The organism is Pseudomonas parafulva NBRC 16636 = DSM 17004 (assembly GCF_000730645.1).
GTDB classification, from domain to species: Bacteria; Pseudomonadota; Gammaproteobacteria; order Pseudomonadales; family Pseudomonadaceae; genus Aquipseudomonas; species Aquipseudomonas parafulva.
Map to the genome: position 1 here is coordinate 46,806 of NZ_BBIU01000005.1, position 23,359 is coordinate 70,164.

Here is a 23,359-nt window from a genome sequence, read left to right on the forward strand (position 1 = left end):
CAGGCTACGATGGTTTTTCGATGAGTTATCAGGTTCTTGCACGTAAATGGCGTCCGCGCTCGTTTCGCGAAATGGTCGGCCAGGCCCATGTGCTCAAGGCCTTGATCAACGCGCTGGACAACCAGCGCCTGCACCATGCCTACCTGTTCACAGGTACCCGTGGTGTGGGCAAGACTACCATCGCACGCATCATAGCCAAGTGCCTGAACTGCGAAACCGGCATCACCTCCACCCCCTGTGGCACCTGCTCGGTGTGCCGCGAAATCGACGAAGGCCGCTTCGTCGACCTGATCGAGATCGACGCCGCCAGCCGCACCAAGGTGGAAGACACCCGCGAGCTGCTGGACAACGTGCAGTACGCCCCCAGCCGTGGTCGCTTCAAGGTCTACCTGATCGACGAAGTGCACATGCTGTCTACCCACTCCTTCAACGCCTTGCTCAAGACGCTGGAAGAGCCGCCGCCCTACGTCAAGTTCATCCTGGCCACCACCGACCCGCAGAAGCTGCCGGCTACCATCCTGTCGCGCTGCCTGCAGTTCTCGCTGAAGAACATGAGCCCGGAACGGGTGGTGGAACACCTCAGCCACGTGCTGCAGGCCGAGAACGTACCCTTCGAGCCCGATGCGCTGTGGCTGTTGGGCCGTGCGGCAGATGGCTCGATGCGCGATGCCATGAGCCTCACCGACCAGGCCATCGCCTTTGGCGAGGGCAAGGTGCTGGCGGCTGATGTGCGTGCCATGCTGGGCAGCCTGGACCATGGCCAGGTCTACGATGTGCTGCAGGCGCTGCTCGAGGGCGACGCGCGGGCCTTGCTGGAGGCCATTCGCAACCTGGCCGAGCAGGGCCCGGACTGGGCAGGTGTGCTGGCCGAAATGCTCAACGTGCTGCACCGCGTGGCCATTGCCCAGGCGCTGCCAGAAGCCGTGGACAACGGCCAGGGTGATCGCGAGCGGGTGCTGGCCCTGGCTGCGGCACTGCCGGCCGAGGATGTGCAGTTTTATTACCAGATGGGCCTGATCGGCCGCCGCGACCTGCCTTTGGCGCCGGAGCCGCGCGGTGGGTTCGAGATGGTGCTGCTGCGCATGTTGGCATTCCGCCCGGCCGATACGGACGATGCCCCGAAGCCGCAGCTAAAGCCAGTGGGGATCAGCCAGGCCACAGCTGATTCCGCCAAGCCGGTGGCAGCCCAGGCCCCCGTGGCGCAGCCGGCAGTGCAGGCCGTGTCGCTTGAGCCGGCGGCGGCTGCCCCGGACGTGGAAGTGCCGCCACCGGCCACCGCTGACCATGAGCCAGAGGCGCAACGCGACCCCGAGATAGAGGCCGAAATCGAGGCCATCTCGGTGCCGGAGCCCGTCGCCGAGGTGGTCGACCTGCCCTGGGAAGAGCCTGCACTGCCTGTCGCCCAGGTGGCTGCCCCGGCGACTGCGCCCGAGCCTGAGCCCGTTGCGCCGCCCGTTGCACAGCCGGCTGTGGCCTCCCATGACGACGCCCCGCCGTTCGACCCCGGCGCCTATGCCGCCGTGGGCATGGACCGCGACGACGAGCCGCCGCTGGACGAAGACTATTACGTGGGCGAGAGTGACCCCGTTGGCTTCAGCTACCTGGACGAGCTCGCCGAGCATGTGCAGGAAGAGCCCGCCCAGCCTGCTGCCGAGCCATTGCCTGCAGCCAGGCCTGCCACCGGCCTGGCCCTGCAATGGCTGGAATTATTCCCGCAGTTGCCCGTATCGGGCATGACGGGCAACATCGCAGCCAACTGCACGCTGATCGCGGCCGAGGGTGACGACTGGCTGCTGCACCTGGACCCTGGCCAGGGTGCGCTGTTCAACGCCACCCAGCAGCGGCGGCTTAATGAGGCGCTCAACCAGCACCTGGGTCGCACCCTCAACCTGCGCATCGAACTGGTCCTCCCGGAGCAGGAAACCCCTGCCCAGGCGGCTTCACGCAAACGCATCGAGCGCCAGCACGAAGCCGTGACCTCGATCGAGCAAGACCCGTTGATCCAGCAGATGATCAAGCTGTTTGGCGCCAAGGTGCGTCAGGATACTATTGAGCCTGTAGAGGCCCTGGCCAGTCAGGGCCAATAACCGATAACCATGCAGCCGGCTTCGTGGCGGGCTGCATCACATGACCCAAATCGAGGTATCTCCCCATGATGAAAGGTGGCATGGCCGGCCTGATGAAGCAGGCCCAGCAGATGCAAGAGAAGATGCAGAAAATGCAGGAAGAGCTGGCCAACGCGGAAGTCACCGGCCAGTCCGGTGGTGGCCTGGTCAGCGTGGTGATGACTGGCCGGCATGACGTCAAGCGCGTCAGCATCGACCAGAGCCTGATGTCGACCGAGGAAGACGACAAGGAAGTGCTGGAAGACCTCATTGCCGCAGCCCTGAACGACGCTGTGCGCAAGATCGAGCAGAGCAGCCAGGAAAAAATGGGCGGCATGACCGCTGGCATGCAACTGCCGCCGGGCTTCAAGATGCCGTTCTAAGGCATTTTCAGGCTCACAAGCCGCCGCTGAAACCAGCGGCGGTTTTTTTTGCGCTGTTACTGGCGTGCTGCGGTCGAAATAGCCAGGCGCAGGAACAATGGCGGATTTGACGCCACTGCCCACGCTGGGTATAAACCGCCTCTTATTGATTTGTCAGGCCTTTCCCATGAGCTTCAGCCCTCTCATCCGCCAACTGATCGATGGCCTGCGCATCCTGCCGGGCGTTGGCCAGAAAACCGCCCAACGCATGGCCCTGCAGCTGCTTGAGCGCGACCGCAGCGGCGGCATGCGCTTGGCCCAGGCGCTGACCCAGGCCATGGAAGGGGTAGGGCATTGCCGTCAGTGCCGCACCCTCACAGAGCAGGACCTGTGCCCGCAGTGCGCCGACCCACGGCGTGACGATACCCAGCTGTGCGTTGTAGAGGGCCCCACCGATGTCTATGCCGTGGAGCAGGCCGGTTACCGTGGCCGCTACTTCGTGCTCAAGGGGCATCTGTCCCCGCTGGACGGCCTGGGGCCCGAGGCCATCGGTATTCCCCAACTGATGGCGCGCATCGAGGAACAGGGCACCTTCAGCGAGGTGATCCTGGCCACCAACCCAACGGTGGAAGGTGAGGCAACAGCCCATTACATCGCGCAGTTGCTGGCCGAGAAAGGCCTCGTGGCATCGCGCATTGCCCACGGCGTGCCCCTGGGCGGCGAGCTGGAAATGGTCGATGGCGGCACCCTGGCCCACGCGTTTGCGGGCCGTCGGCCGATCTCGTTGTAACCGGGCGCGCTGCGAGCCGACCCTGCAGCACGCCGCTTGGCCGCTCAGCGCTCGCTGAGGGAAAACTCGGTGAGGCAGAAGGTGGGCACGCCTGCTGCCTGCAGCCGGCGCGAGCCATCCAGTTCAGGGAGGTCGATGATGGCTGCGGCCTCGAACACTTGCGCACCGGTGCGGCGTACCAGATTGGCAGCTGCCAGCAGTGTGCCGCCCGTTGCGATCAGGTCATCGAAGATCAACACCGAATCCCCTTCGCACAGGCTGTCGGCGTGCACTTCAAGGAACGCTTCGCCGTATTCGGTCTGATAGCCTTCGCTGAGCACGTCGGCGGGCAGCTTGCCCTGCTTGCGGAACAGGATCAGTGGCTTGTTCAGCTGGTGGGCGATGATCGAACCGATCAGGAAGCCGCGCGCATCCATGGCGCCGATGTGGGTGAACTCGGCCTCGACGTAGCGTTCGATAAACTGGTCGGCTACATAGCGCAGCCCGCGCGGCGACTGGAACAGCGGGGTGATATCGCGGAAGATCACACCCGGTTTGGGGAAGTCCACTACCGGGCGGATCAGGGCTTTGAGGTCGAAAGCGTCGCTGTGCATTGTTGCAGGTATCCTGGGAAAACGAATGGCCAAGTATACCTGCTAAAGCGGGCCTCAGGCCTCGATTGCACCACCGGCCAGCGCGCACAGCTGGATCGGGTCCAGAATGTGCACTTCCTTGCCTTCGGCATGCAGCAGGCCGTTCTGCTGGAAGCGTGTGAACACCCGTGACACGGTTTCCACCGCCAGGCCCAGGTAGTTGCCGATTTCGTTGCGCGACATGCTCAGGCGGAACTGGTTGGCCGAGTACCCACGGGCGCGGAAGCGCGCCGACAGGTTGACCAGGAAGGTGGCGATGCGCTCGTCGGCGGTTTTCTTCGACAGCAGCAGCATCATCTGCTGGTCGTCGCGGATTTCACGGCTCATCACCCGCATCAGCTGGCGGCGCAGTTGGGGCAGTTGCACCGACAGCTCGTCCAGGCGCTCGAAGGGGATCTCGCACACCGACGTGGTTTCCTGGGCCTGGGCCGACACCGGGTAGGCCTCGGTGTCCATGCCCGACAGCCCCACCAGTTCGCTGGGCAAGTGGAAGCCGGTGATCTGCTCTTCGCCGCTGTCGCTGAGGCTGAAGGTTTTCAGGGCGCCGGAGCGAACTGCGTAGACCGAGCCGAAATTGTCACCCTGGCGGAACAGAAACTCGCCTTTTTTCAGCGGGCGACCCCGCTTGACGATTTCATCCAATGCATCCATGTCTTCCAGGTTAAGCGAAAGAGGCAGGCACAGTGGGGCCAGGCTGCAATCCTTGCAATGGGCCTGGTTGTGTGGGCGCAGTTTGACTGGCTCGGACATTTTGACTCGATCCTTGTGGGAAAGCACACATAAGCCGTAAGGGTAACCCACGAAGGAGGGTGTAGGCCAGCGTGCTCGACTATGGTACGACCCGGCGAAACCCCCGGCAGGCAACTGCCGGAGTTCCTGTGCGCTTATGGTCCGCCTGGCTGGGGCGGTTGTCCATGCGGCTGAACGCCTCGGCCGTCAGATCACCCGCGAGAAGCGCTGGCGGTTCTGCATGGCCAGGTAGGCGTCGAACACCATGCACACCGAGCGCGCCAGCAGGCGGCCGGCTGGCAGGATCCGAATGCCCTTGTCGTCCAGGCGGATCAGGCCGTCGCGCTGCAAGGTCAGCAGTTCGGGCCAAAGGTCGTTGAAGTACCCCCGAAAATCGATGGTGAAGGCTTTTTCGATAGGCTCGAAATCCAGTTCGAAGTGGCAGATCAGTTGCTGGATCACGGCCCGGCGAATACGGTCGTCGGTGTTGCACAGCAGGCCGCGCTGGGTGGCAAGTTGGGCGTTGGAGAGGCTGTCCTGGTAGGTGTTGAGGTCGCTGCTGTTTTGGCAGTACAGGTCGCCGATCTGGCTGATGGCCGAAACGCCCAGGCCGATCAGGTCGCAGTGCCCGTGGGTGGTATAGCCCTGGAAGTTGCGCTGCAGGGTGCCTTCTTCCTGGGCGATGGCCAGTTCGTCGTCTGGCAGGGCAAAGTGGTCCATGCCGATGTAGCGATACCCTGCGGCGGTCAACTGATCGATGGTGGCATGCAGCATCTCCAGCTTGGCGGCTGCGCTGGGCAGCTCCCCGGCCTCGATGCGCCGTTGCGGCATGAAGCGCTCGGGCAGGTGGGCATAGTTGAACACCGACAGCCGGTCAGGCTGCAGGCGGATCACTTCTTCGACGGTGCGGGCGAAACCTTCCGGGGTTTGCCGTGGCAGGCCGTAGATCAGGTCAAGGTTGATCGAGCGGAACTGCAGGGTGCGGGCAGCTTCGATCAGCGTGCGTGTCTGCTCCAGGCTTTGCAGGCGGTTGACCGCACGCTGTACGGCGGGGTCCAGGTCCTGCACACCCAGGCTGACGCGGTTGAAGCCCAGCTCGCGCAGCAGCCCCATGGTCGACCAGTCCGCTTCACGGGGGTCGATTTCGATGCCGTAATCGCCGGAATCGTCGTCCAGCAGGTTGAAGTGCTGGCGCAGCGTCGCCATCAGCTGGCGCAGCTCCACGTGGCTGAGGAAGGTGGGCGTACCGCCGCCAAAATGCAGCTGTTCCACACGCTGTTTGCCATCGAGGTGGCAGGCCACCAGCTGGATTTCCTGCTCCAGGCGCTGCAGGTAGGGCGTCGCACGGGCGCGGTCCTTGGTGATGACCTTGTTGCAGGCGCAGTAGTAGCAGATGTTGGCGCAGAACGGCACGTGCACGTACAACGACAGGGGGCGCACCGCCCGACGGCTCTCGCGCAGGGCGTGCAGCAGGTCGAACGAGCCCACCTCGCTGTGCAGTTGCACGGCGGTCGGGTAGGAGGTGTAGCGTGGCCCGGCGAGATCGTAGCGGCGGATCAGGTCGGTGTCCCAACGTAGGTCGTCGAGCATGAGGGCGGTCCCCGGAAAGAGCAGCAATGCTCCGGAGTCTAGGGGCGTCTGTAGGAATCTGTGTTGATTTGTATCAACCGCCCGCGACACGTGGCCGTTTCAGTGCCCCATAAGCCAGTGCTGGTGCGGGCCGGGCAGGGTCCAGATGCCGAACAGCATCACCAGCACCCCGCCTGCCACGCGCACGCTGCGCCGTCTCAACAAAGCGTTTACCCGTTCTGCCGCCAGCCCGGTGGCCAACAGCACCGGCCAGGTACCCAGGCCGAAGGCCAGCATCAGGGCCGCGCTGTAGCCTGCATTACCCTGGCTGGCCGCCCACAACAGGGTGCTGTAGACCAGGCCGCAGGGCAGCCACCCCCACAGGGCCCCCAGCAGCATGGCCCGGGGTACGCTGGACACCGGCAGCAGGCGCGTCGCCAGCGGCTGAATGTGCCGCCACAACCCGCGCCCCAAGGCCTCCACCCGCGTCAGCCCGCTCCACCAGCCGGCCAGATACAGGCCCATGGCAATCAGCAGCAGCGCCGCCGCCGTGCGCAGCACCACCGCTGCCGGGCCGCTGGCCACGGCCCAGCCGGCCAGGCCCAGCAGCAGCCCGGCGCAGGCATAGCTGCACACGCGGCCGAGGTTGTACGCCAGCAGCAGGCGCAGGCGCCTGCTGCGTTGCTCGGGGGGGATGGCCAGGGTCAGTGCGCCCATCAGCCCGCCGCACATGCCCAGGCAGTGGCCACCGCCCAGCAGGCCCAGCACCAGGGCAGAACCCAGCAGGGGGAGCAGGTCATGCACGGGGTGGTTGTTCCTCGGGTTGTTCGTGTGAGGGGGGCACGTCGGTCGGCGGCGCCTTCACCGCTGCCTGGTGGCGCGGGTCCTGGTCGTCGAACAGAATGCTGTGGGCGGGGCTTTCCAGGTCGTCGTACTGCCCGCTGTCCACTGCCCAGAAGAAGATGTACACGGCCACGCCGACCAGCAGCAACGCCGCAGGGATCATGATATAGAGGGCGGGCATGGCGATTTCCTCACCTGGTAGGTTGCAGGGGTGGGCGTTGATGCCAGGGCGGGCTGGCGGGTCAGGCGCAGGGCGTTGAGCACCACCACCAGCGAGCTGACCGACATGCCGATGGCTGCCCACACGGGGGTGACCCAGCCAACCGCCGCGAAGGGCAGCATCAGGCCATTGTACAGGCTTGCCCACAGCAGGTTCTGGAGGATATTGCGCCGCGTACGCCGGGCCAGCTCGAACGCCTGTACCAGCGCCTGCAGGCGGTTGGACAACAGCACGGCGTCGGCGCTGGTCTTGGCAAGGTCGGTGGCGCTGCCCATGGCGATGCTGATGTCGGCGGCAGCCAGTACCGGCACGTCATTCACCCCATCACCCAACATCAGCACTTTGCGCCCAGCCTGCTGCAAGGCCTTCAGCCGCTCCAGCTTGTCGTCCGGGCGCAGGCCGCCCACGGCGTCGTCGATGCCCAGTTGCGCGGCCACTTCGGTGACCATCGGCGAGCTGTCGCCCGACAGCAGCAGCGTGCGCCAGCCACGGGCACGGCAGGCGGCAAGCAGGGCAGGGGCGTCGTCCCGCAGGCGGTCGTCCAGGCCGAACCAGGCCAGCGGCCCCTGGCGCCCGCCCAGCAACAGCCACTGGCCCCGGGGCTCGGGAATGGCAGGTGCCGGTGTGCCACTCAAGGCGCACACGAACGCCGCCTGGCCGATGCGCAGGCGTTGGCCGTCGACCTGCCCCTCAAGGCCCAGGCCGGGCACCGTCTGAACATCCTCGGCAGCCCTGGCAACGCGGCCAAACGCCCTGGCAATGGGGTGCTCGGAGCGGTTTTCCAGGGCGGCGGCCAGGCTCAGGCATTCATCGGCCCCCAGGCTGCCCAGCGGGCGAATGCTGCGCAATGTCAGGCGGCCTTCGGTCAGTGTGCCGGTCTTGTCGAAAATCACCGTATCGATCTGGTTCAGCCCTTCCAGCACATGGCCCCGGGTCACCAGCAAACCCAGCTTGTGCAAGGTGCCGGTGGCGGCTGTCAGCGCGGTAGGGGTGGCCAGCGACAGTGCGCATGGGCAGGTTGCCACCAGCATCGCCAGCACGATCCAGAACGCGCGGTCAGGGGCTTGCTGCCACCACCACAGGCCGATGGCGACGGCGGCCAACAGCGAAAACAACAGAAACAATTGCGAGGCGCGGTCGGCGATTTCCGCCAGGCGCGGCTTTTCGGTTTGTGCCCGCTCCAGCAGGCGCACGATGGCCGACAGGCGCGAGTCATGGCCCACGGCCTCGACCGCTACATGCAGGGTGCTTTCGACGTTCAGCGTGCCGCCCGTCACACGCTCCCCAACGCGGCGCGGCTGCGGCAGGTATTCGCCTGTCAGCAGTGACTCATCCACACTCGAGCGGCCCTCGACGATGCACCCGTCGGCCGGGATCACGGCCCCGGGCAGCACCTGCACGGTATCGCCGCAGCGCAGTTCGCTGAGCAGAATGCGCTCGCTGCGGCCCAGTGCATCCAGGCGCAGGCACGAGGCTGGCAGCAGGTTGACCAGCTGCGCCGTGGCCGCAGCCGTGCGCTCGCGGGCACGGCGTTCCAGGTAGCGGCCGGTCAGCAAGAACAGCGCGAACATGCCCACCGTGTCGAAGTACAGCTCACCGCTGCCGGTGATGGCGGTCCAGATGCCGGCACCGAAGGCCAGGGCGATGGCCAGTGACACCGACAGGTCCATGGTCAGGTGGCGCGTGCGCAGGTCGCGGGCAGCCCCTTTGAAAAACGGCGCACAGCTGTAAAACACGATCGGGATGGTCAGGAACAACGCCACCCAGCGCAGGATGGTGTGCATCTCGGGCGACAGGTCGATGTTGAACTCAGGCCAGGTGGCCATGGTTGCCATCATCGCCTGGAACCACAGCAGCCCGGCCACGCCCAGGCGGCGCAAAGCGCTGCGGTTTTCCCGGGCCAACTGCTCGGCGGCCTGGTCCGGCTGGTAGGGGTGGGCGGCATAACCGATCTGGCGCAACTGTGCCAGCACCGCGGAGAGCGGCAACTGCTGGTCGTCCCAGCTCAGCAGCAGGCGGTGGTTGGACAGGTTCAGGCGTGCCTCGGCCACGCCGGGCAGGTTGCGCAGGTGCTTGTCGATCAGCCAGCCACACGCCGCGCAACTTACCCCTTCGACCAGCAGCGTGGTTTCGGCCAGTTGGCCTTCGTGGCGCACGAAAGCCTGCTGCACATCGCTGCGGTCGTACAGCGCCAGCTCATCCTGCAGCTGCCTGGGCAGGGCGTCGGGGTTGGCGCTGGTTTCACTGCGGTGCTGGTAATAGTGCTCAAGCCCCCCTGCCACGATCGACTCGGCCACCGCCTGGCACCCTGGGCAACAAAAGGGTCGGGGCTCACCCAGCACGACGGCGCTGAACTGGCTGCCCGCAGGAACGGGCAAGGCACAGTGAAAGCAGGGGGTGGGTTGGGTCATTGCTGGCGCTCGGCACCTTGCAGGGCTTCGTCACCCAATTGCAGGTCCACCCCGTGCTCGACCTTTTCTTCCTCGAACAGGCGCCATACCTGGCCGCCTTCGTTGCCCAGCAACTCGACGAAGCGGCGGCCGTCCACCTTGTCATCCAGTTGCCCCACGTACCGGCCCGCTTCGGCCTGGCTCAGCAGTACCCTGCGGTCTTTCTGCGGCTGGGTCGGCGAAATCAGGTTCAGCTCCAGGGTTTGCGGGTGGCTGCTGCCGGTCAGGCGAAGGTCCACCTCGCCGGTCAGCTCATCCAGGTGCACGCTGGCTTTAAGGCCCAGTTGCTGGGCCAGCAGTTCGCGGTCCAGGGAGCGGTTGATGCCCTTGCCAGCCTCGTAATAGTTGTCGTTCACCAGGTTGTCCGGGTTGCGGACGGCGATGCTGACCATGGTCAGGCTCAGGCAGACCGACGTGGTCAGGATGCCGATGATGATCCAGGGCCAAAGGTGCTTGTACCAGGGGCTGGCAGCGGTGGCAGGCATTGTCGTACGTCTCTCCTAGCGGATCTGGGGGCCGATGAAACGGCTCTTGGCTTCAACCTGTGCGTCGCTGTCGTCGGCGCTCTTGAGGATGAAGGTGACTTCGTTGGTGGTCGAGGGCAGCTTCTCGGGTGCCACCGACAACTGCACGGGCAGGCTGACGATGTCGCCGGCAGCCACGTGAATCTCGCGTTGGCCGTCCAGTTTCAGGTCCGGCAAGCCGGCGGCATCCAGTACGTAAACATGGTCGCGCTGGTCCTTGTTCATCACCTTGAGGCTGTACACGTTCTCGATCCGCCCCTGGGCGTTCTCGCGGTACAGCACGCGGTCCTTGCTCACGTCCAGGCCTACCAGTGGTCGGATGGCGAAGGCCGTGGCCAAGGCGCCGATCATCACCAGCAGCACGATGGCGTAGCCAATCAGCCGTGGGCGCAGCATGTGGGTTTTCTGGCCTGACAGGTTGTGCTCGGTGGTGTAGCTGATCAAGCCTTTGGGGTAGTGCATCTTGTCCATGATGCTGTCACAGGCATCGATGCACGCCGCGCAGCCGATGCACTCGATCTGCAGGCCGTCACGGATGTCGATGCCGGTGGGGCACACCTGCACGCACATGGTGCAATCGATGCAGTCGCCCAGGCCCTTGGCCTTGTAGTCCACGTCTTTCTTGCGCGGGCCACGGGTTTCGCCACGGCGCGGGTCGTAGGACACAATCAGGGTGTCCTTGTCGAACATCACGCTCTGGAAGCGTGCATAGGGGCACATGTACACGCACACCTGCTCGCGCAGCCAGCCCGCATTGCCGTAGGTGGCGAGGGTGAAGAAGCCGACCCAGAAGTACGACCAGCCATCCGCCTGGCCGGTGAAAAATTCGATCACCAGTTCGCGTATCGGCGCGAAGTAGCCGACGAAGGTCATGCCGGTGACGAAGCCGATCAGCAGCCACAGGCTGTGCTTGGCCAGCTTGCGCACGAACTTGTTGCCGCTCATGGGCGCCTTGTCCAGCTTCATGCGCTGGTTGCGGTCGCCCTCGGTGACCTTCTCGCACCACATGAAGATCCACGTCCACACGCTCTGCGGGCAGGTGTAGCCGCACCAGACGCGCCCGGCGTACACGGTGATGAAGAACAGGCCGAAGGCGGCAACGATCAGAATGCCCGACAGCAGGATGAAGTCCTGGGGCCAGATGGTGGCGCCAAAGATGTAGAACTTGCGCTCCGGCAGGTCCCACCACACTGCCTGGTGGCCGCCCCAATTCAGCCACACGGTGCCGAAATACAGCAGAAACAGCGCCGCGCCGCCCACCATGCGCAGGCGCCGGAACAGGCCGGTGAAGGCGCGGGTGTAGATTTTTTCGCGCGAGGCGTAGAGGTCGACGGAGTCCTTCCCTTTGCTGGCAGGCGGGGTTACGTCATGTACCGGAATGTGCTTGCTCATCATCATGTCCCACGGCAGTGGAGAAACGCTGCGGCCAGTGCATGCCGGCTGCAGTCTCGCGCAATCTGCTAGCGCTCTGCGGGCCATGATACGCCGGTGATGGCACGCAGTGGTCGCATTGCGACCTTATGCCGCATTGGGTTCACGCCCTGAATCGTGATATGGCGAGTGTCAATTGATCCATGTCATCAGGCGGCGAGAAATGCGTGGCTGTACTGGCCTCTTCGCGGCTGAAGCCGCTCCCACGGATACCCGCACCCACTGCAAAAAGGGTGGGGGATGTGGGGGCGGGTTTGCCCGCGACGGGGGCAGGCCTGCTTACTCCGCCTCGGCCGGCGCATCCTGATGCGACAGGCTGTACACGTAGGCGGCCAGCAAATGCACCCTGTCATTGCCCTGCAACTGCTCCTGCGCCGGCATCTGCCCTTGGCGACCATAGCGGATGGTCTGCTGCAGCTGGGCAAAGCTCGAGCCGTAGATGAACGCCTGCGGGTGCGTCAGGTTTGGCGCACCCATGGCCGGCGTACCCTTACCCTCGGGCCCGTGGCAGGCCACGCAATTGGTCGCGAAGATCTTCTGGCCGTTTTCCACATCGGCCTTGACGCCTTCGGGCAGCGTGCGCCCATCGAGCTTGCTGACCACGAATGCGGCCACGTCGGCCACGCCCTGTTCGCCGATCACCTCGGCCCAGGCCGGCATCACCCCATGACGGCCACCCATGATGGTTGCCTTGATGGTGTCCGGCTCACCGCCCCAGCGCCAGTCGTTGTCGGTCAGGTTGGGGAAGCCATAGGCACCCTTGGCGTCCGAGCCGTGGCACACCGAACAGTTGGAGGCAAACAACCTGGCCCCCATTTTCAGGGCCTGCGGGTCCTTGGCCACGTCCGCAATGGGCATGGCGGCGAACTTGGCGAAAATCGGGCCGAAGCGGGCGTCGGCCTTGGCCATTTCCTTTTCCCACTCATGGGCGCCCGTCCAGCCGGCCTCGCCGTTGGCGAACTCGGTCTGCTTGTCGTTATCCAGGTAGCTGTACCCCGGCAGCATGCCCTTCCAGTTGCCCAGGCCCGGGTACAGCACCAGGTAGCCCAGGGCAAAGATGATGGTGCCGACGAACAGCCAGAACCACCATTTGGGCAGGGGGTTGTCGTACTCCTCGATGCCGTCGAAGGCATGGCCGACGGTTTCGTTGGTGACTTCGTCGCGCTGGCCTTTGCGGGTGGACAGCAGCAACCAGGTCAGCGCGAAGATGGTACCCAGGGTCAGGACCGTGATGTACACACTCCAGAAGGTTGTCATTGTTGTTTTCTCCCAGACGCGTTTGCTTGCGCTTTCTCGACGTGGCGGCGGGCCTCGGGGTCATCTGCGAATGGCAGCTGGGTCGCTTCGTCGAAATCCTTCTTGCGGCGTGGGCTGAACACCCATAACGCCAGCCCGACAAAGGCCACCAGCACCACCACAGTGCCCAGGCCGCGAATCATCCCGATATCCATCAGCGTCACCGTTTGCTCTTGATGAGGGTGCCAAGGCCTTGCAGGTAGGCCACCAGGGCGTCCATCTCGGTTTTACCCTTGACCGCGTCGCGGGCGCCGGCGATATCCGCGTCGGTGTACGGCGTGCCCAGGGTGCGCAGTACCTCCATCTTCTTCGCCGTATCACGGCCGTCGAGTGTGTTCTCCACCAGCCACGGGTAGGCCGGCATCTTCGATTCCGGTACCACGTTGCGCGGGTTGTACAGGTGCGCCCGGTGCCAGTCGTCCGAGTAGCGGCCGCCGACACGGGCCAGGTCCGGCCCGGTACGCTTGGAGCCCCACAGGAACGGGTGGTCCCACACGCTCTCGCCGGCCACCGAGTAATGGCCATAGCGCTCGGTTTCGGCGCGGAACGGGCGGATCATCTGCGAATGGCAACCTACGCAGCCTTCGCGGATGTAGATATCGCGCCCTTCCAGTTCCAGCGCGGTGCGCGGCTTCATGCCCTCCACCGGTTTGTTCGTGACGTCCTGGAAGAACAGCGGGACGATCTGGGTAAGGCCACCGATGCTCACGGCGATGACCATGAAGAACGCCAGCAGGCCTATGTTCTTCTCAACGGCTTCGTGCTTCATCAGTGCGCTCCCACGATGACGATCTTGGCGGCTGCCTCGGCTTGTACCGGGTTGGCGGCCCGTACCGTGCGCCAGACGTTGTAGGCCATCAGCAGCATGCCGCTGGCGAAGAACGCGCCGCCCAGCGCCCGCACGATGTAGCCGGGGTGGCTGGCTTGCAGGGCTTCGACGAACGAGTAGGTCAGGGTGCCGTCATCGTTGATCGCACGCCACATCAGGCCCTGGGTGATGCCGTTGACCCACATCGAGGCGATGTACAGCACGGTGCCGATGGTGGCCAGCCAGAAGTGCGCGTTGATCAGCCCGACGCTGTGCATCTGCTCGCGCCCATACAAGCGCGGGATCATGTGGTACACGGCACCGATGGAAATCATCGCGACCCAGCCGAGGGCACCGGCGTGCACGTGGCCGATGGTCCAGTCGGTGTAGTGGGACAGCGCATTCACCGTCTTGATGGCCATCATCGGCCCTTCGAAGGTGGACATGCCGTAGAACGCCAGCGAGACCACCAGAAAGCGCAGGATCGGGTCGGTGCGCAGTTTGTGCCAGGCACCCGACAGGGTCATCATGCCGTTGATCATGCCGCCCCAGCTCGGTGCCAGCAGGATGATCGACATCACCATGCCCAGCGACTGGGCCCAGTCGGGCAGGGCGGTGTAGTGCAGGTGGTGTGGGCCGGCCCAGATGTACAGGGTAATCAGCGCCCAGAAGTGCACGATGGACAGCCGGTACGAATAGATGGGCCGCTCCGCCTGCTTGGGCACGAAGTAATACATCATGCCCAGGAAGCCCGTGGTGAGGAAGAAGCCCACCGCGTTGTGCCCGTACCACCACTGGATCATGGCATCGGTTGCACCGGCGTAGGCCGAATATGACTTGAACAGGCTCACCGGCAGGGAAATGTGGTTGACGATGTGCAGCATGGCCGTGACCACGATGAATGCGCCATAGAACCAGTTGCCCACATAGATGTGCCGGGTTTTGCGCTTGACGATGGTGCCGAAGAACACCACGGCGTAGGTCACCCAGACGATCGCCAGCAAAATCGCCAGCGGCCATTCCAGCTCGGCGTATTCCTTGGTGGTGGTGTAGCCCATCGGCAGGGTGATCAGCGCACCGGCAATCACGGCTTGCCAGCCCCAGAAGGTAAAGGCCGCCAGGCTGTCGGAAATCAGCCGCGTCTGGCAGGTGCGCTGCACCACGTAGTAGCTGGTGCCGAACAGCGCACAACCGCCGAAGGCGAAGATCACCAGGTTGGTGTGCAGGGGGCGCAGCCGGCCGAAGCTGGTCCAGGGCAGGTCCAGGTTCAGTTGCGGCCAGACCAGTTGCGAGGCGATGAAGACGCCGAGGCCCATGCCAAGTATCCCCCACACCACCGTCATGATGGCGAACTGGCGGACGACCTTGTAGTTATAAGCAGTCGGACTGGTTGCAGTGCTCATTCTAAGGTTCCACGGTTTTATGTTCTTGTTGGTCGAAAATCGGCGCCAGTATTGATAACCACCCGGGATATCGCAACGCAACTTTGGTACGCCGACCCGTGTCCAGCCCTGTTCGAAGGTGGCACGCAAGGAACAGGATGCTGAAGATTGTACACAAACAAATATTTGTTATGTGTACCGTTTTTCGTTTTTTTCTGATCGAACGGTCAACCTTTTGCGTGCGCCAGCGCCAGGCCGTGCGCGGCGTGTGCAAGGTGGCAGCAAGTCTAGTTGGGATAGTGGGGGGTGCAAGGAGGGGGAGAGTGGTGCGGAGTTGGCCACGCATCGCGACCTGGGGTCGCTCCTGCCGGCCGAGGCGGGGGCCGGCGGAGCGAGGGGGAGGGTTACTGGGCGGCGGTTTCGCCTTGGGACAGGCTGTAGACGTAGGCGGCCAGCAGGTGCACCTTGTCGTTGCCCTGGATGTCAGCCTGGGCTGGCATCTGGCCTTGGCGGCCGTAGCGGATGGTTTGCTGCAACTGGGCGAAGCTTGAGCCGTAGATGAACGCCTGTGGGTGGGTCAGGTCTGGCGCGCCCATGGCAGGGGTGCCCTTGCCTTCAGGCCCGTGGCAGGCCACGCAGTTGCCGGCAAAGATTTCCTTACCCTTGGCAGCGTCGGCCTTGACGCCTTCCGGCAGGCTGCGGCCATCGAGGTTGGTCAGCACGAACGCAGCCACATCCGCCACGCCCTGCTCACCGATCACTTCAGCCCAGGCCGGCATCACGCCGTGGCGGCCATTCATGATCGACGCCTTGATGGTTTCCGGCTCGCCGCCCCAGCGCCAGTCCTTGTCGGTCAGGTTGGGGAAGCCATAGGCACCCTTGGCGTCGGAGCCATGGCACACCGAACAGTTGGAGGCGAACAGGCGGCTGCCCATTTTCAGTGCCTGCGGGTCCTTGGCCACTTCCTCCACGGGCATGGCGGCATACTTGGCGAAGATCGGGCCGAACTTGGCGTCAGCCTTGTCCATCTCCTTCTGCCACTCGTTCACACCGGTCCAGCCATCTTCATAGCCAGGCAGGATGCCTTTCCAGTTGCCCAGGCCTGGGTACAGCACCAGGTAGCCGGCGCCGAACACCAAGGTGCCGACGAACAGCCAGAACCACCATTTGGGCAGCGGGTTGTCGTATTCCTCGATGCCATCGAAGCTGTGCCCCATGGTCTGGTCGGTGGTCTCGCTGCTCTGGCCCTTGCGGGTCCCGAGCAGCAGCCAGGTCAGGCCGATCAGGCTGCCGATGGTCAGTACGCTGATATAGGTACTCCAGAAGGCGGTCATTGCGCGTTGCTCCTCACAGCTGCACGTTTTGCAGGTTCCTGGCTGCCCGCAGGCACGGCGTCATCGACGAAGGGCAGCAAGCGCGCCTCGGCGAAGTCACGGTCGCGGTTGCGGTTGAACACCCACAGGCTCAGGCCGATGAAGGCGATCATCACCACCAGGGTGCCCAGGCCACGGATCATGCCGATATCCATTTCCATCGCACTTACCTCTTGTTCTTGATCGCGGTGCCGAGCACCTGCAGGTAGGCGACCAGGGCGTCCATCTCGGTCTTGCCCTTGACCGCTTCGCGGGCGCCGGCGATGTCGTCGTCGGTGTAGGGCACGCCGAGGGTGCGCAGGGTGCGCATCTTGGTATCGGTGTGGCTGTTGTCGACCTGCTGGGCAACCAGCCATGGGTAGGCCGGCATCTTCGATTCCGGCACCACGTTGCGCGGGTTGTACAGGTGCGCCCGGTGCCAGTCGTCCGAGTAGCGGCCGCCCACGCGGGCCAGGTCCGGCCCGGTACGCTTGGAGCCCCACAGGAACGGGTGGTCCCAGACGCTTTCACCGGCTACCGAGTAGTGGCCATAGCGTTCGGTTTCGGCGCGGAACGGGCGGATCATCTGCGAGTGGCAACCTACGCAGCCCTCGCGGATGTAGATGTCGCGGCCTTCGAGCTGCAGGGCGGTGTAGGGCTTCATGCCTTCCACCGGCTTGTTGGTGACGTCCTGGAAGAACAGCGGGACGATCTGGGTAAGGCCGCCGATACTGACGGCGAACACCATCAGCAGGGCCAGCAGGCCAACGTTTTTCTCGATGACTTCATGTTTCATCAGGCAGGTCTCCTCAAGCCAGCTGGGCATTCGCAGGGGCGGTATCCAGCGCCGGCGAACGCACGGTACGCCACGTGTTCCAGGCCATCAGGAACATGCCGCTGAGGAAGATCGCACCACCGACGAAGCGCACGATGAAGCCTGGGTGGCTGGCCACCAGGGTTTCCACGAACGAGTAGGTGAGCGTGCCGTCGCTGTTGACTGCGCGCCACATCAGGCCCTGGGCGATGCCGTTGACCCACATCGAGGCGATGTACAGTACGGTGCCGATGGTGGCCAGCCAAAAGTGCGCGTTGATCAGGCCGATGCTGTACATGCGCTCTTTGCCGAACACTTTCGGGATGGTGTGGTACATCGCGCCGATGGAGATCATCGCTACCCAGCCGAGGGCGCCGGCGTGTACGTGGCCAATGGTCCAGTCGGTGTAGTGGGACAGGGCGTTGACCGTCTTGATGGCCATCATCGGGCCTTCGAAGGTGGACATGCCGTAGAACGCCAGCGACACCACCAGGAAGCGCAGGATCGGGTCGCTGCGCAGTTTGTGCCAGGCGCCTGACAGGGTCATCATGCCGTTGATCATGCCACCCCAGCTGGGTGCCAGCAGGATCAGCGACATCACCATGCCCAGCGACTGTGCCCAGTCGGGCAGGGCGGTGTAGTGCAGGTGGTGTGGGCCGGCCCAGATGTACAGGGTGATCAGTGCCCAGAAGTGCACGATGGACAAGCGGTAGGAATACACCGGGCGCTCGGCCTGCTTGGGCACGTAGTAGTACATCATGCCCAGGAAGCCTGCGGTCAGGAAGAAGCCCACCGCGTTGTGGCCGTACCACCACTGCACCATGGCATCGGTGGCCCCGGCATACACGGAGTAGGACTTGGTCAAGCTGACCGGCAGTTCCAGGTTGTTGACGATGTGCAGGATGGCAACGGTGAGAATGAACGCACCGAAGAACCAGTTGCCCACGTAGATGTGCTTGGTGGTGCGCTTCATCAGCGTGCCGAAGAACACGATGGCGTAGGCAACCCAGACAATGGTGATCAGGATGTCGATCGGCCATTCCAGTTCAGCGTATTCCTTGGAACTGGTGTAGCCCAGCGGCAGGCTGATGGCCGCCAGCAGGATTACCAGTTGCCAGCCCCAGAACGTGAACGCCGCCAGTCGCGGAGAAAACAGGGTGGTCTGGCAGGTGCGTTGCACCGAATAATACGACGTAGCGAACAGGGCGCAGCCACCGAAGGCGAAGATCACCGCATTGGTATGCAGTGGGCGCAGGCGGCCGAAGCTGGTCCAGGGGAGGTCGAAGTTGAAGAAAGGCCAGGCGAGCTGGGCGGCGATGAAGACGCCGAGCCCCATCCCGACGATTCCCCAAACCACCGTCATGATGGCGAATTGGCGGACCACCTTGTAGTTATAGGCGGTACTGCTGGTTGTGTTCATGTATGGGTTCCCATCCACGGTTATTGGCAGGCTATACAGCGAGGCAAGCATGATTAATGGGCAAAATGCCTGCATTGACGGGGATCAATGGGCGAAGGTCGGAAATGTCCCAGGCTTGCGCTGCGATCCTGCACAGCTGCAGGGCAGTGGCAGGTACCGGGCTTGCCTGATCCTTGCCCACGGTGCAGGCGCACCGATGGACAGCGGGTTCATGGACGAAATGGCGCAAAGGCTTGCGGCGCTTGGGGTAGCGGTAGTGCGCTTCGAGTTCCCCTACATGGCGCAGCGGCGCCAGGGCGGCAGCAAGCGCCCGCCTAACCCGCAACAGGTATTGCTTGATTGCTGGCGTGAGGTGTATGCGCAGGTGCGACCATTAGTCACAGGAACATTGGCCATTGGCGGCAAGTCCATGGGCGGGCGCATGGCCAGCCTGGTGGCCGATGAACTGGGTGCAGATAGGTTGGTGTGCCTGGGTTACCCGTTCTATGCGGCGGGTAAACCGGAGAAGCCGCGGGTGGAGCATCTGGCCGCATTGAAGACGCCGACCCTGATCGTGCAGGGCGAGCGGGACGCGCTGGGTAACCGGGAGGCGGTGGCCGGTTACAGGTTATCGCCCGCCATCGAGGTCAGCTGGCTGACCGCTGCCGATCACGACCTGAAACCCCTGCGTGCCTCAGGCTTCACCCACGACCAGCACCTGCAGGCGGCCGCCCGGCTAACCGCAGAATTCCTGATCCGCCCGTAGGGGCGACCGGAGGTCGCGATGGCCTGCGCAGCAGGCCCCCGCGAACGCGCTGGATCAGTCGCGGTATTCACACAGGTAAGCGGTATCTACCGCTACCTTCAACTGGAACTTGCTGTCTGCCGGCACATTGAACTTGTCGCCCGCCTTGAAGGTTTCCCAGCTGTCACTGCCTGGCAGCTTGACCGTGAGTGCGCCCGACACCACGTGCATGATTTCGCGCTTGGCCGTACCGAATTCGTATTCGCCTGCCGCCATCACCCCAACGGTGGCCGGGCCTTCCTCGCCCGTGAAGGCGATCGACTTGACGGTGCCGTTGAAGTACTCGTTGACCTTGAACATGGGCGACTCCAGAAAAAAGAAGTGGGCAAAAAGGCTGGCCAGTATGCCCAAGGCCAAAGGCCCCGTCATCTGCTTTGAACGGCAGCGCAGGTCAACCGGCTGGCAGGCTCAACGGCAGCAGCCGTGCGGTGTTGCGCGCATCTTCCAGGGCCCGGTGCTGCTGCCCGCAGAAGTGCATGCCGGCCATCTGCAAGGCGCTGTTGAGCCCCGTGGGCCGTTGCAGGTGGCGAGCTTTGGCAAAGCGCTGCTTGAGGTTGATGTGCGGCAGGGCGCGCAGCAGGCTGTCGAGGCCGTGCTGCTGCCACTCCTGGGCCAGTTGCTGGCGGTCGTAGTCACCCCAGCTCACCCACGCCTGCAATTGCTCGCGGTGATGCCCCAGCCAGCGCTCGAAGCTTGCCCATACCTCGGTGAACGGTGCCGCGGTGTCCACGTTGGCCTGGCTGATGTGGGTCAGCTGCCGGCAGAACGGTGTCAGCTGCGGCCTGCGCCGGGGCCGCACGAAGCGCTGGAAGTGGTCCACCTCACGGCCTTCACGGGTCACCAGGCTTGCGCCGATTTCAATCACTTCCATGTCTGCGACTGGCCAGCCGCCGTCGTCTGTCGTCGCTTCCAGGTCGATCACCAACCAATGGCCCATACCAGGCTCCCTTGCAGATCCTGCTAGAGCGTAGCCAAAGTCCGGCGTTCAGGCACCCCCTGGCATTTTGCCGCCTGCTTTGGCATAAAGGCCAGGTTTCGGCAGTTGTGCCGCCCCTGGAAAGCGCCTAGCTTAGGCATACCCAGGCATCCAACGTGATGAGTGTCCGTCTTGACTCCAGCGCCCGGCCTTAAGGCCCTGTCGACCTTGCTGCTGTTTGCCGCGATCTGGCTGGCGGCACCGGCATGGGCTGCCGAGCAGGTCGAGGTCAGGGTCGGGGCTGCGCATTTTCCCCCTTATACCGTGCGCCCCGAGCAGGGCGCCGGTGCCGGCCTGCTGGTGCAACTGATCGACGCCCTCAACCGCCTGCAGCCTGGCTATCGGTTCGTGCTGGTGCCCACCTCCGTGCAGCGCCGCTTCAGCGACCTCAAGCAGGGCCGCACCGACATGGCCATTTTCGAAAACCCGCAATGGGGCTGGGCACAGGTGCCGCACCAGGCCGTGGACATGGGCCTGGAAGACGCGGAGGTGTTCGTTGCCCGCACCAGCAGCGCGCAAAGCCCTGGCTATTTCGACGACCTGCGGGGCAAACGCCTGGCCTTGTTCAACGGCTACCACTACGCATTCGCCGGGTTCAACCCCGACCCCGGCTACCTGCGCAATGCGTTCAATGCCACGCTCACCTACTCCCATGACAGCAACCTGCTGATGGTGCAGGCGGGGCGGGCCGACATTGCCCTGGTGACCCGCTCGTTCTTCAACGACTTCATCGCCCGCAACCCGGCCAGCCGCGCGCAACTGCTGCCTTCGCAGCGCATCGACCAGCTGTACCACCACTATGCGCTGCTGCGCCCCGGCGCGCCGATACCGGCGCAATCGTTTGCCGGGCTGCTGCAGGTGCTGCGCGACAATGGCCAACTGGGCCGCATCTTCGAGCCCTACGGCATACAGCTCACGCCCGAACTCCACTAAATTCGGCCTTGGCGCCCTCGTTCTGGACTGTGAGCCCACTTTTCCACTTCAGCGAGCTACGCCCATGCCTTTTGATGCCACTTCGCAGCCCTTGTCACCCCCCCGTTGGCGCAGCCTTGATGGCCAGGAGGGGGATAACCGGTTGAGCCTGTCTCTACAGGGGCTGCCATTGATTCAGTTGCGTGTGCAGCCTGGTGAGCCGCTTGCCGTTCAGCTGGAACACGCATGCACCGAGCGGCCCTACCAGGCGCTGTGGGCCGCATGCTACTGGTTGCTGTCACGCAACCCGGCTTGCCAGCGGCTGGCCTGGCAGATCCCCGAATTGCCCGTGCAGGCCCTTGCCAGCGGCCTGTTGCGCCAAGAGCAGCCGGGCCACTATGTGTGCGAGCGCGGGATGTTTTGGCAATTGCCGCAGCCATGGCTGGGCGAGTCGGTGGCACCGGTGTACCCGCAGCAGTTGCGCATCACCGATGGCAAGCGCCACCCCCAGCGCGCGCCTAAGCCGCGGGGGGAAGTGTACCGGCGCTTCGATGCGCGGCTGGGCAGTTGGGTGTCGTTGCGTACCCTGGAAATCGAGCACGACCTGGAGCGCTTCAACCGCTGGCAGAACGACCCGCGGGTAGAGGCGTTCTGGCAGGAAGGCGGCACGCTGGCGCAGCACCGCGAATACCTGGGCAAGCTGGACGCCGACCCGCATACCTTGACGCTGATCGGCTGCTTCGACGACGAGCCGTTCGCTTACTTCGAAGCCTATTGGGCCAAGGAAGACCGCATCGCGCCGTTCTACCCGGCCGATGACTACGACCGCGGCATCCACATGCTGGTGGGCGAACAGCGCCACCGCGGCCCGCACAAGGTCGCCAGCTGGCTATCGGCGCTGGTGCACTACCTGTTCCTGGACGACCCCCGCACCCAGCGGGTAGTGGCCGAGCCGCGTGCCGACAATGCCAGGATGATTGGCTACATGCATGACCAGTGCTTCCACTGCGACAAGGAATTCGACTTCCCGCACAAGCGCGCCGCGCTGATGATTCTGGGGCGGGAGCGTTTTTTTGAGCGTTGTGACCTGGTTTGAGTGAGCGGGCGCGCAGCGCGATGCGCTGCGCGGCGCCCGTTCAACCTTGACGGCTGGCCGTTTTGCGGCAATGCACCAACGCGTCGCGAATCATGAAATTGACCAGGGTAGGGGAGACGCCCAGCTCCTTGGCGATGTCCTTCTGCGGCACACCGTGCAGGCGGTACATCTCGAACGCATAGCGGGTGCGTTGTGGCAGCTCGTTCAAGGCCTGGGCGATGTCGTCGAGCGCTGCCCGGTTGATATGGGTGGCTTCGGGCGAGGCATTCTGGATGACCACGTTCAGGCCCTCTTCCTCGCTGCCGGAATACCTCAGCTCCATTGCCTGCTTGCGGTAATGGTCAATGGCCAGGTTGCGCACGATCTGGAACAGGTAGCTGAGCTGCGCCTTGAACGAGGAGGTGATCTGTGGCGCGCTGCCAAGCCTGAAAAACGCGTCCTGTACCACGTCTTCGGCGCGTGAACGGCAGCCGGTAATGCGTGCAGCTATCTTCAGCAGGATGTTGCGGTTGTCGACGAAGGCCTGGAGTAATGGTGAATCGCACTTACTTGTGGATAGTTGTTCCGCCATGGAAATCACCTTGTCACAGAAGGGAAAGGGCGCACTGAAACTTCAGATGCGTCCTAAGACGTGCGACAAGCTATTCAGAATGATAATGATTGTCAAATACGAAACGAAATTAGTATCTGTATTTTTCAGTTCTAAGCCAGGCCCTGCCTGAGGGGCGCCTGCTCGGGCCCGCGCACGGGGCAACACCCGCTAATTTCTGCCCCTGCCTATCCGTTCCCCTGTGTACATCCCCGGCCGCCCATGCTGCCCGCCCTGGTGGCGGTGCAACCGGCCCGCCCACCCAGACACCGGCA

The 23,359-nt window shown here is 64.0% G+C and carries 25 protein-coding genes; 6 read left to right on the forward strand and 19 right to left on the reverse strand.

Annotation, left to right across the window (positions count from 1 at the left end):
- Positions 1-20: 20 nt before the first annotated feature.
- From dnaX to recR, 3 genes are all read left to right on the forward strand, one after another.
- Positions 21-2,087 carry a DNA polymerase III subunit gamma/tau gene (dnaX, locus tag PPA02S_RS03300; RefSeq protein ID WP_028632158.1) on the forward strand — a complete coding sequence of 689 codons (2,067 nt, stop codon included), beginning with the start codon at positions 21-23 and terminating at the stop codon, positions 2,085-2,087.
- Positions 2,088-2,152: 65 nt separating this feature from the next.
- Entirely contained in the window at positions 2,153-2,488 is a 336-nt protein-coding gene (locus tag PPA02S_RS03305; protein WP_023535908.1) for a YbaB/EbfC family nucleoid-associated protein, read from the forward strand.
- Positions 2,489-2,654: 166 nt separating this feature from the next.
- Positions 2,655-3,257, forward strand: a complete 603-nt coding sequence (recR, locus tag PPA02S_RS03310; RefSeq protein ID WP_028632159.1) for a recombination mediator RecR — start codon at positions 2,655-2,657, stop codon at positions 3,255-3,257.
- A gap of 44 nt (positions 3,258-3,301) precedes the next feature.
- Here recR and PPA02S_RS03315 read toward each other — a convergent pair whose 3' ends face one another.
- The 16 genes from PPA02S_RS03315 to ccoN (PPA02S_RS03390) form a co-directional block, all read right to left on the reverse strand.
- A complete protein-coding gene (locus PPA02S_RS03315; protein WP_028632160.1) occupies positions 3,302-3,850 on the reverse strand; it encodes an adenine phosphoribosyltransferase in 549 nt (182 codons plus the stop codon).
- Between the two features lie 54 nt (positions 3,851-3,904).
- Positions 3,905-4,639: a Crp/Fnr family transcriptional regulator FnrA gene (gene fnrA, locus PPA02S_RS03320; protein WP_028632161.1), complete on the reverse strand. Its 735-nt coding sequence runs from the start codon at positions 4,637-4,639 to the stop codon at positions 3,905-3,907.
- A gap of 186 nt (positions 4,640-4,825) precedes the next feature.
- Positions 4,826-6,208 carry an oxygen-independent coproporphyrinogen III oxidase gene (hemN, locus tag PPA02S_RS03325; RefSeq protein WP_028632162.1) on the reverse strand — a complete coding sequence of 461 codons (1,383 nt, stop codon included), beginning with the start codon at positions 6,206-6,208 and terminating at the stop codon, positions 4,826-4,828.
- 99 nt (positions 6,209-6,307) lie between these two features.
- Positions 6,308-6,991 (reverse strand): sulfite exporter TauE/SafE family protein, encoded by a 684-nt coding sequence (locus tag PPA02S_RS03330; RefSeq protein WP_028632163.1) that lies wholly within the window; start codon positions 6,989-6,991, stop codon positions 6,308-6,310.
- Positions 6,984-7,211 carry a cbb3-type cytochrome oxidase assembly protein CcoS gene (gene ccoS / locus PPA02S_RS03335; protein ID WP_028632164.1) on the reverse strand — a complete coding sequence of 76 codons (228 nt, stop codon included), beginning with the start codon at positions 7,209-7,211 and terminating at the stop codon, positions 6,984-6,986. Before ccoS ends, PPA02S_RS03330 begins: the two co-directional genes overlap by 8 nt.
- Positions 7,190-9,661 carry a heavy metal translocating P-type ATPase gene (locus PPA02S_RS03340; RefSeq protein ID WP_028632165.1) on the reverse strand — a complete coding sequence of 824 codons (2,472 nt, stop codon included), beginning with the start codon at positions 9,659-9,661 and terminating at the stop codon, positions 7,190-7,192. Before PPA02S_RS03340 ends, ccoS begins: the two co-directional genes overlap by 22 nt.
- Positions 9,658-10,185, reverse strand: coding sequence for a FixH family protein (locus tag PPA02S_RS03345; protein WP_028632166.1), 528 nt, complete (start codon positions 10,183-10,185; stop codon positions 9,658-9,660). The genes PPA02S_RS03340 and PPA02S_RS03345 overlap by 4 nt, the downstream gene beginning before the upstream one ends.
- 15 nt (positions 10,186-10,200) lie before the next feature.
- On the reverse strand, positions 10,201-11,616 hold the full coding sequence (gene ccoG / locus PPA02S_RS03350) for a cytochrome c oxidase accessory protein CcoG (RefSeq protein WP_028632167.1): 1,416 nt from the start codon (positions 11,614-11,616) through the stop codon (positions 10,201-10,203).
- A gap of 318 nt (positions 11,617-11,934) precedes the next feature.
- Positions 11,935-12,912: a cytochrome-c oxidase, cbb3-type subunit III gene (ccoP, locus tag PPA02S_RS03355; RefSeq protein ID WP_028632168.1), complete on the reverse strand. Its 978-nt coding sequence runs from the start codon at positions 12,910-12,912 to the stop codon at positions 11,935-11,937.
- The gene (locus PPA02S_RS03360) at positions 12,909-13,106 is read right to left on the reverse strand and encodes a CcoQ/FixQ family Cbb3-type cytochrome c oxidase assembly chaperone (RefSeq protein ID WP_028632169.1); all 198 of its coding nucleotides are present in this window, start codon (positions 13,104-13,106) and stop codon (positions 12,909-12,911) included. The genes ccoP (PPA02S_RS03355) and PPA02S_RS03360 overlap by 4 nt, the downstream gene beginning before the upstream one ends.
- Positions 13,107-13,111: 5 nt before the next feature.
- The gene (gene ccoO, locus PPA02S_RS03365; protein ID WP_028632170.1) at positions 13,112-13,720 is read right to left on the reverse strand and encodes a cytochrome-c oxidase, cbb3-type subunit II; all 609 of its coding nucleotides are present in this window, start codon (positions 13,718-13,720) and stop codon (positions 13,112-13,114) included.
- The gene (gene ccoN / locus PPA02S_RS03370) at positions 13,720-15,162 is read right to left on the reverse strand and encodes a cytochrome-c oxidase, cbb3-type subunit I (RefSeq protein WP_028632171.1); all 1,443 of its coding nucleotides are present in this window, start codon (positions 15,160-15,162) and stop codon (positions 13,720-13,722) included. The genes ccoO (PPA02S_RS03365) and ccoN (PPA02S_RS03370) overlap by 1 nt, the downstream gene beginning before the upstream one ends.
- Before the next feature lie 383 nt (positions 15,163-15,545).
- Positions 15,546-16,475 carry a cytochrome-c oxidase, cbb3-type subunit III gene (gene ccoP, locus PPA02S_RS03375; protein WP_028632172.1) on the reverse strand — a complete coding sequence of 310 codons (930 nt, stop codon included), beginning with the start codon at positions 16,473-16,475 and terminating at the stop codon, positions 15,546-15,548.
- Positions 16,472-16,675, reverse strand: coding sequence for a cbb3-type cytochrome oxidase subunit 3 (locus PPA02S_RS03380; RefSeq protein WP_028632173.1), 204 nt, complete (start codon positions 16,673-16,675; stop codon positions 16,472-16,474). The genes ccoP (PPA02S_RS03375) and PPA02S_RS03380 overlap by 4 nt, the downstream gene beginning before the upstream one ends.
- 5 nt (positions 16,676-16,680) lie before the next feature.
- Positions 16,681-17,289 (reverse strand): cytochrome-c oxidase, cbb3-type subunit II, encoded by a 609-nt coding sequence (ccoO, locus tag PPA02S_RS03385; protein WP_028632174.1) that lies wholly within the window; start codon positions 17,287-17,289, stop codon positions 16,681-16,683.
- Between the two features lie 13 nt (positions 17,290-17,302).
- Positions 17,303-18,727, reverse strand: coding sequence for a cytochrome-c oxidase, cbb3-type subunit I (gene ccoN / locus PPA02S_RS03390; protein WP_028632175.1), 1,425 nt, complete (start codon positions 18,725-18,727; stop codon positions 17,303-17,305).
- A gap of 49 nt (positions 18,728-18,776) precedes the next feature.
- Between ccoN (PPA02S_RS03390) and PPA02S_RS03395 the strand changes: the two genes are divergently transcribed.
- Positions 18,777-19,472, forward strand: coding sequence for an alpha/beta family hydrolase (locus PPA02S_RS03395; RefSeq protein ID WP_028632176.1), 696 nt, complete (start codon positions 18,777-18,779; stop codon positions 19,470-19,472).
- 54 nt (positions 19,473-19,526) lie between these two features.
- Here PPA02S_RS03395 and ppnP read toward each other — a convergent pair whose 3' ends face one another.
- Together ppnP and PPA02S_RS03405 are read right to left on the reverse strand one after the other, a co-directional pair.
- On the reverse strand, positions 19,527-19,811 hold the full coding sequence (ppnP, locus tag PPA02S_RS03400; protein ID WP_028632177.1) for a pyrimidine/purine nucleoside phosphorylase: 285 nt from the start codon (positions 19,809-19,811) through the stop codon (positions 19,527-19,529).
- A 91-nt stretch (positions 19,812-19,902) separates the two neighbouring features.
- Entirely contained in the window at positions 19,903-20,448 is a 546-nt protein-coding gene (locus PPA02S_RS03405) for a 3'-5' exonuclease (protein ID WP_028632178.1), read from the reverse strand.
- Between the two features lie 171 nt (positions 20,449-20,619).
- Here PPA02S_RS03405 and PPA02S_RS03410 point away from each other — a divergent pair, with 171 nt between their 5' ends.
- Together PPA02S_RS03410 and PPA02S_RS03415 are read left to right on the forward strand one after the other, a co-directional pair.
- Complete coding sequence (locus PPA02S_RS03410; RefSeq protein WP_028632179.1) at positions 20,620-21,420, forward strand: substrate-binding periplasmic protein; 801 nt, start codon at positions 20,620-20,622, stop codon at positions 21,418-21,420.
- A 64-nt stretch (positions 21,421-21,484) separates the two neighbouring features.
- Positions 21,485-22,495, forward strand: coding sequence for a GNAT family N-acetyltransferase (locus PPA02S_RS03415; RefSeq protein ID WP_028632180.1), 1,011 nt, complete (start codon positions 21,485-21,487; stop codon positions 22,493-22,495).
- Between the two features lie 40 nt (positions 22,496-22,535).
- Here PPA02S_RS03415 and PPA02S_RS03420 read toward each other — a convergent pair whose 3' ends face one another.
- On the reverse strand, positions 22,536-23,066 hold the full coding sequence (locus tag PPA02S_RS03420; protein ID WP_028632181.1) for an RNA polymerase factor sigma-70: 531 nt from the start codon (positions 23,064-23,066) through the stop codon (positions 22,536-22,538).
- Between the last annotated feature and the right edge of the window lie 293 nt (positions 23,067-23,359).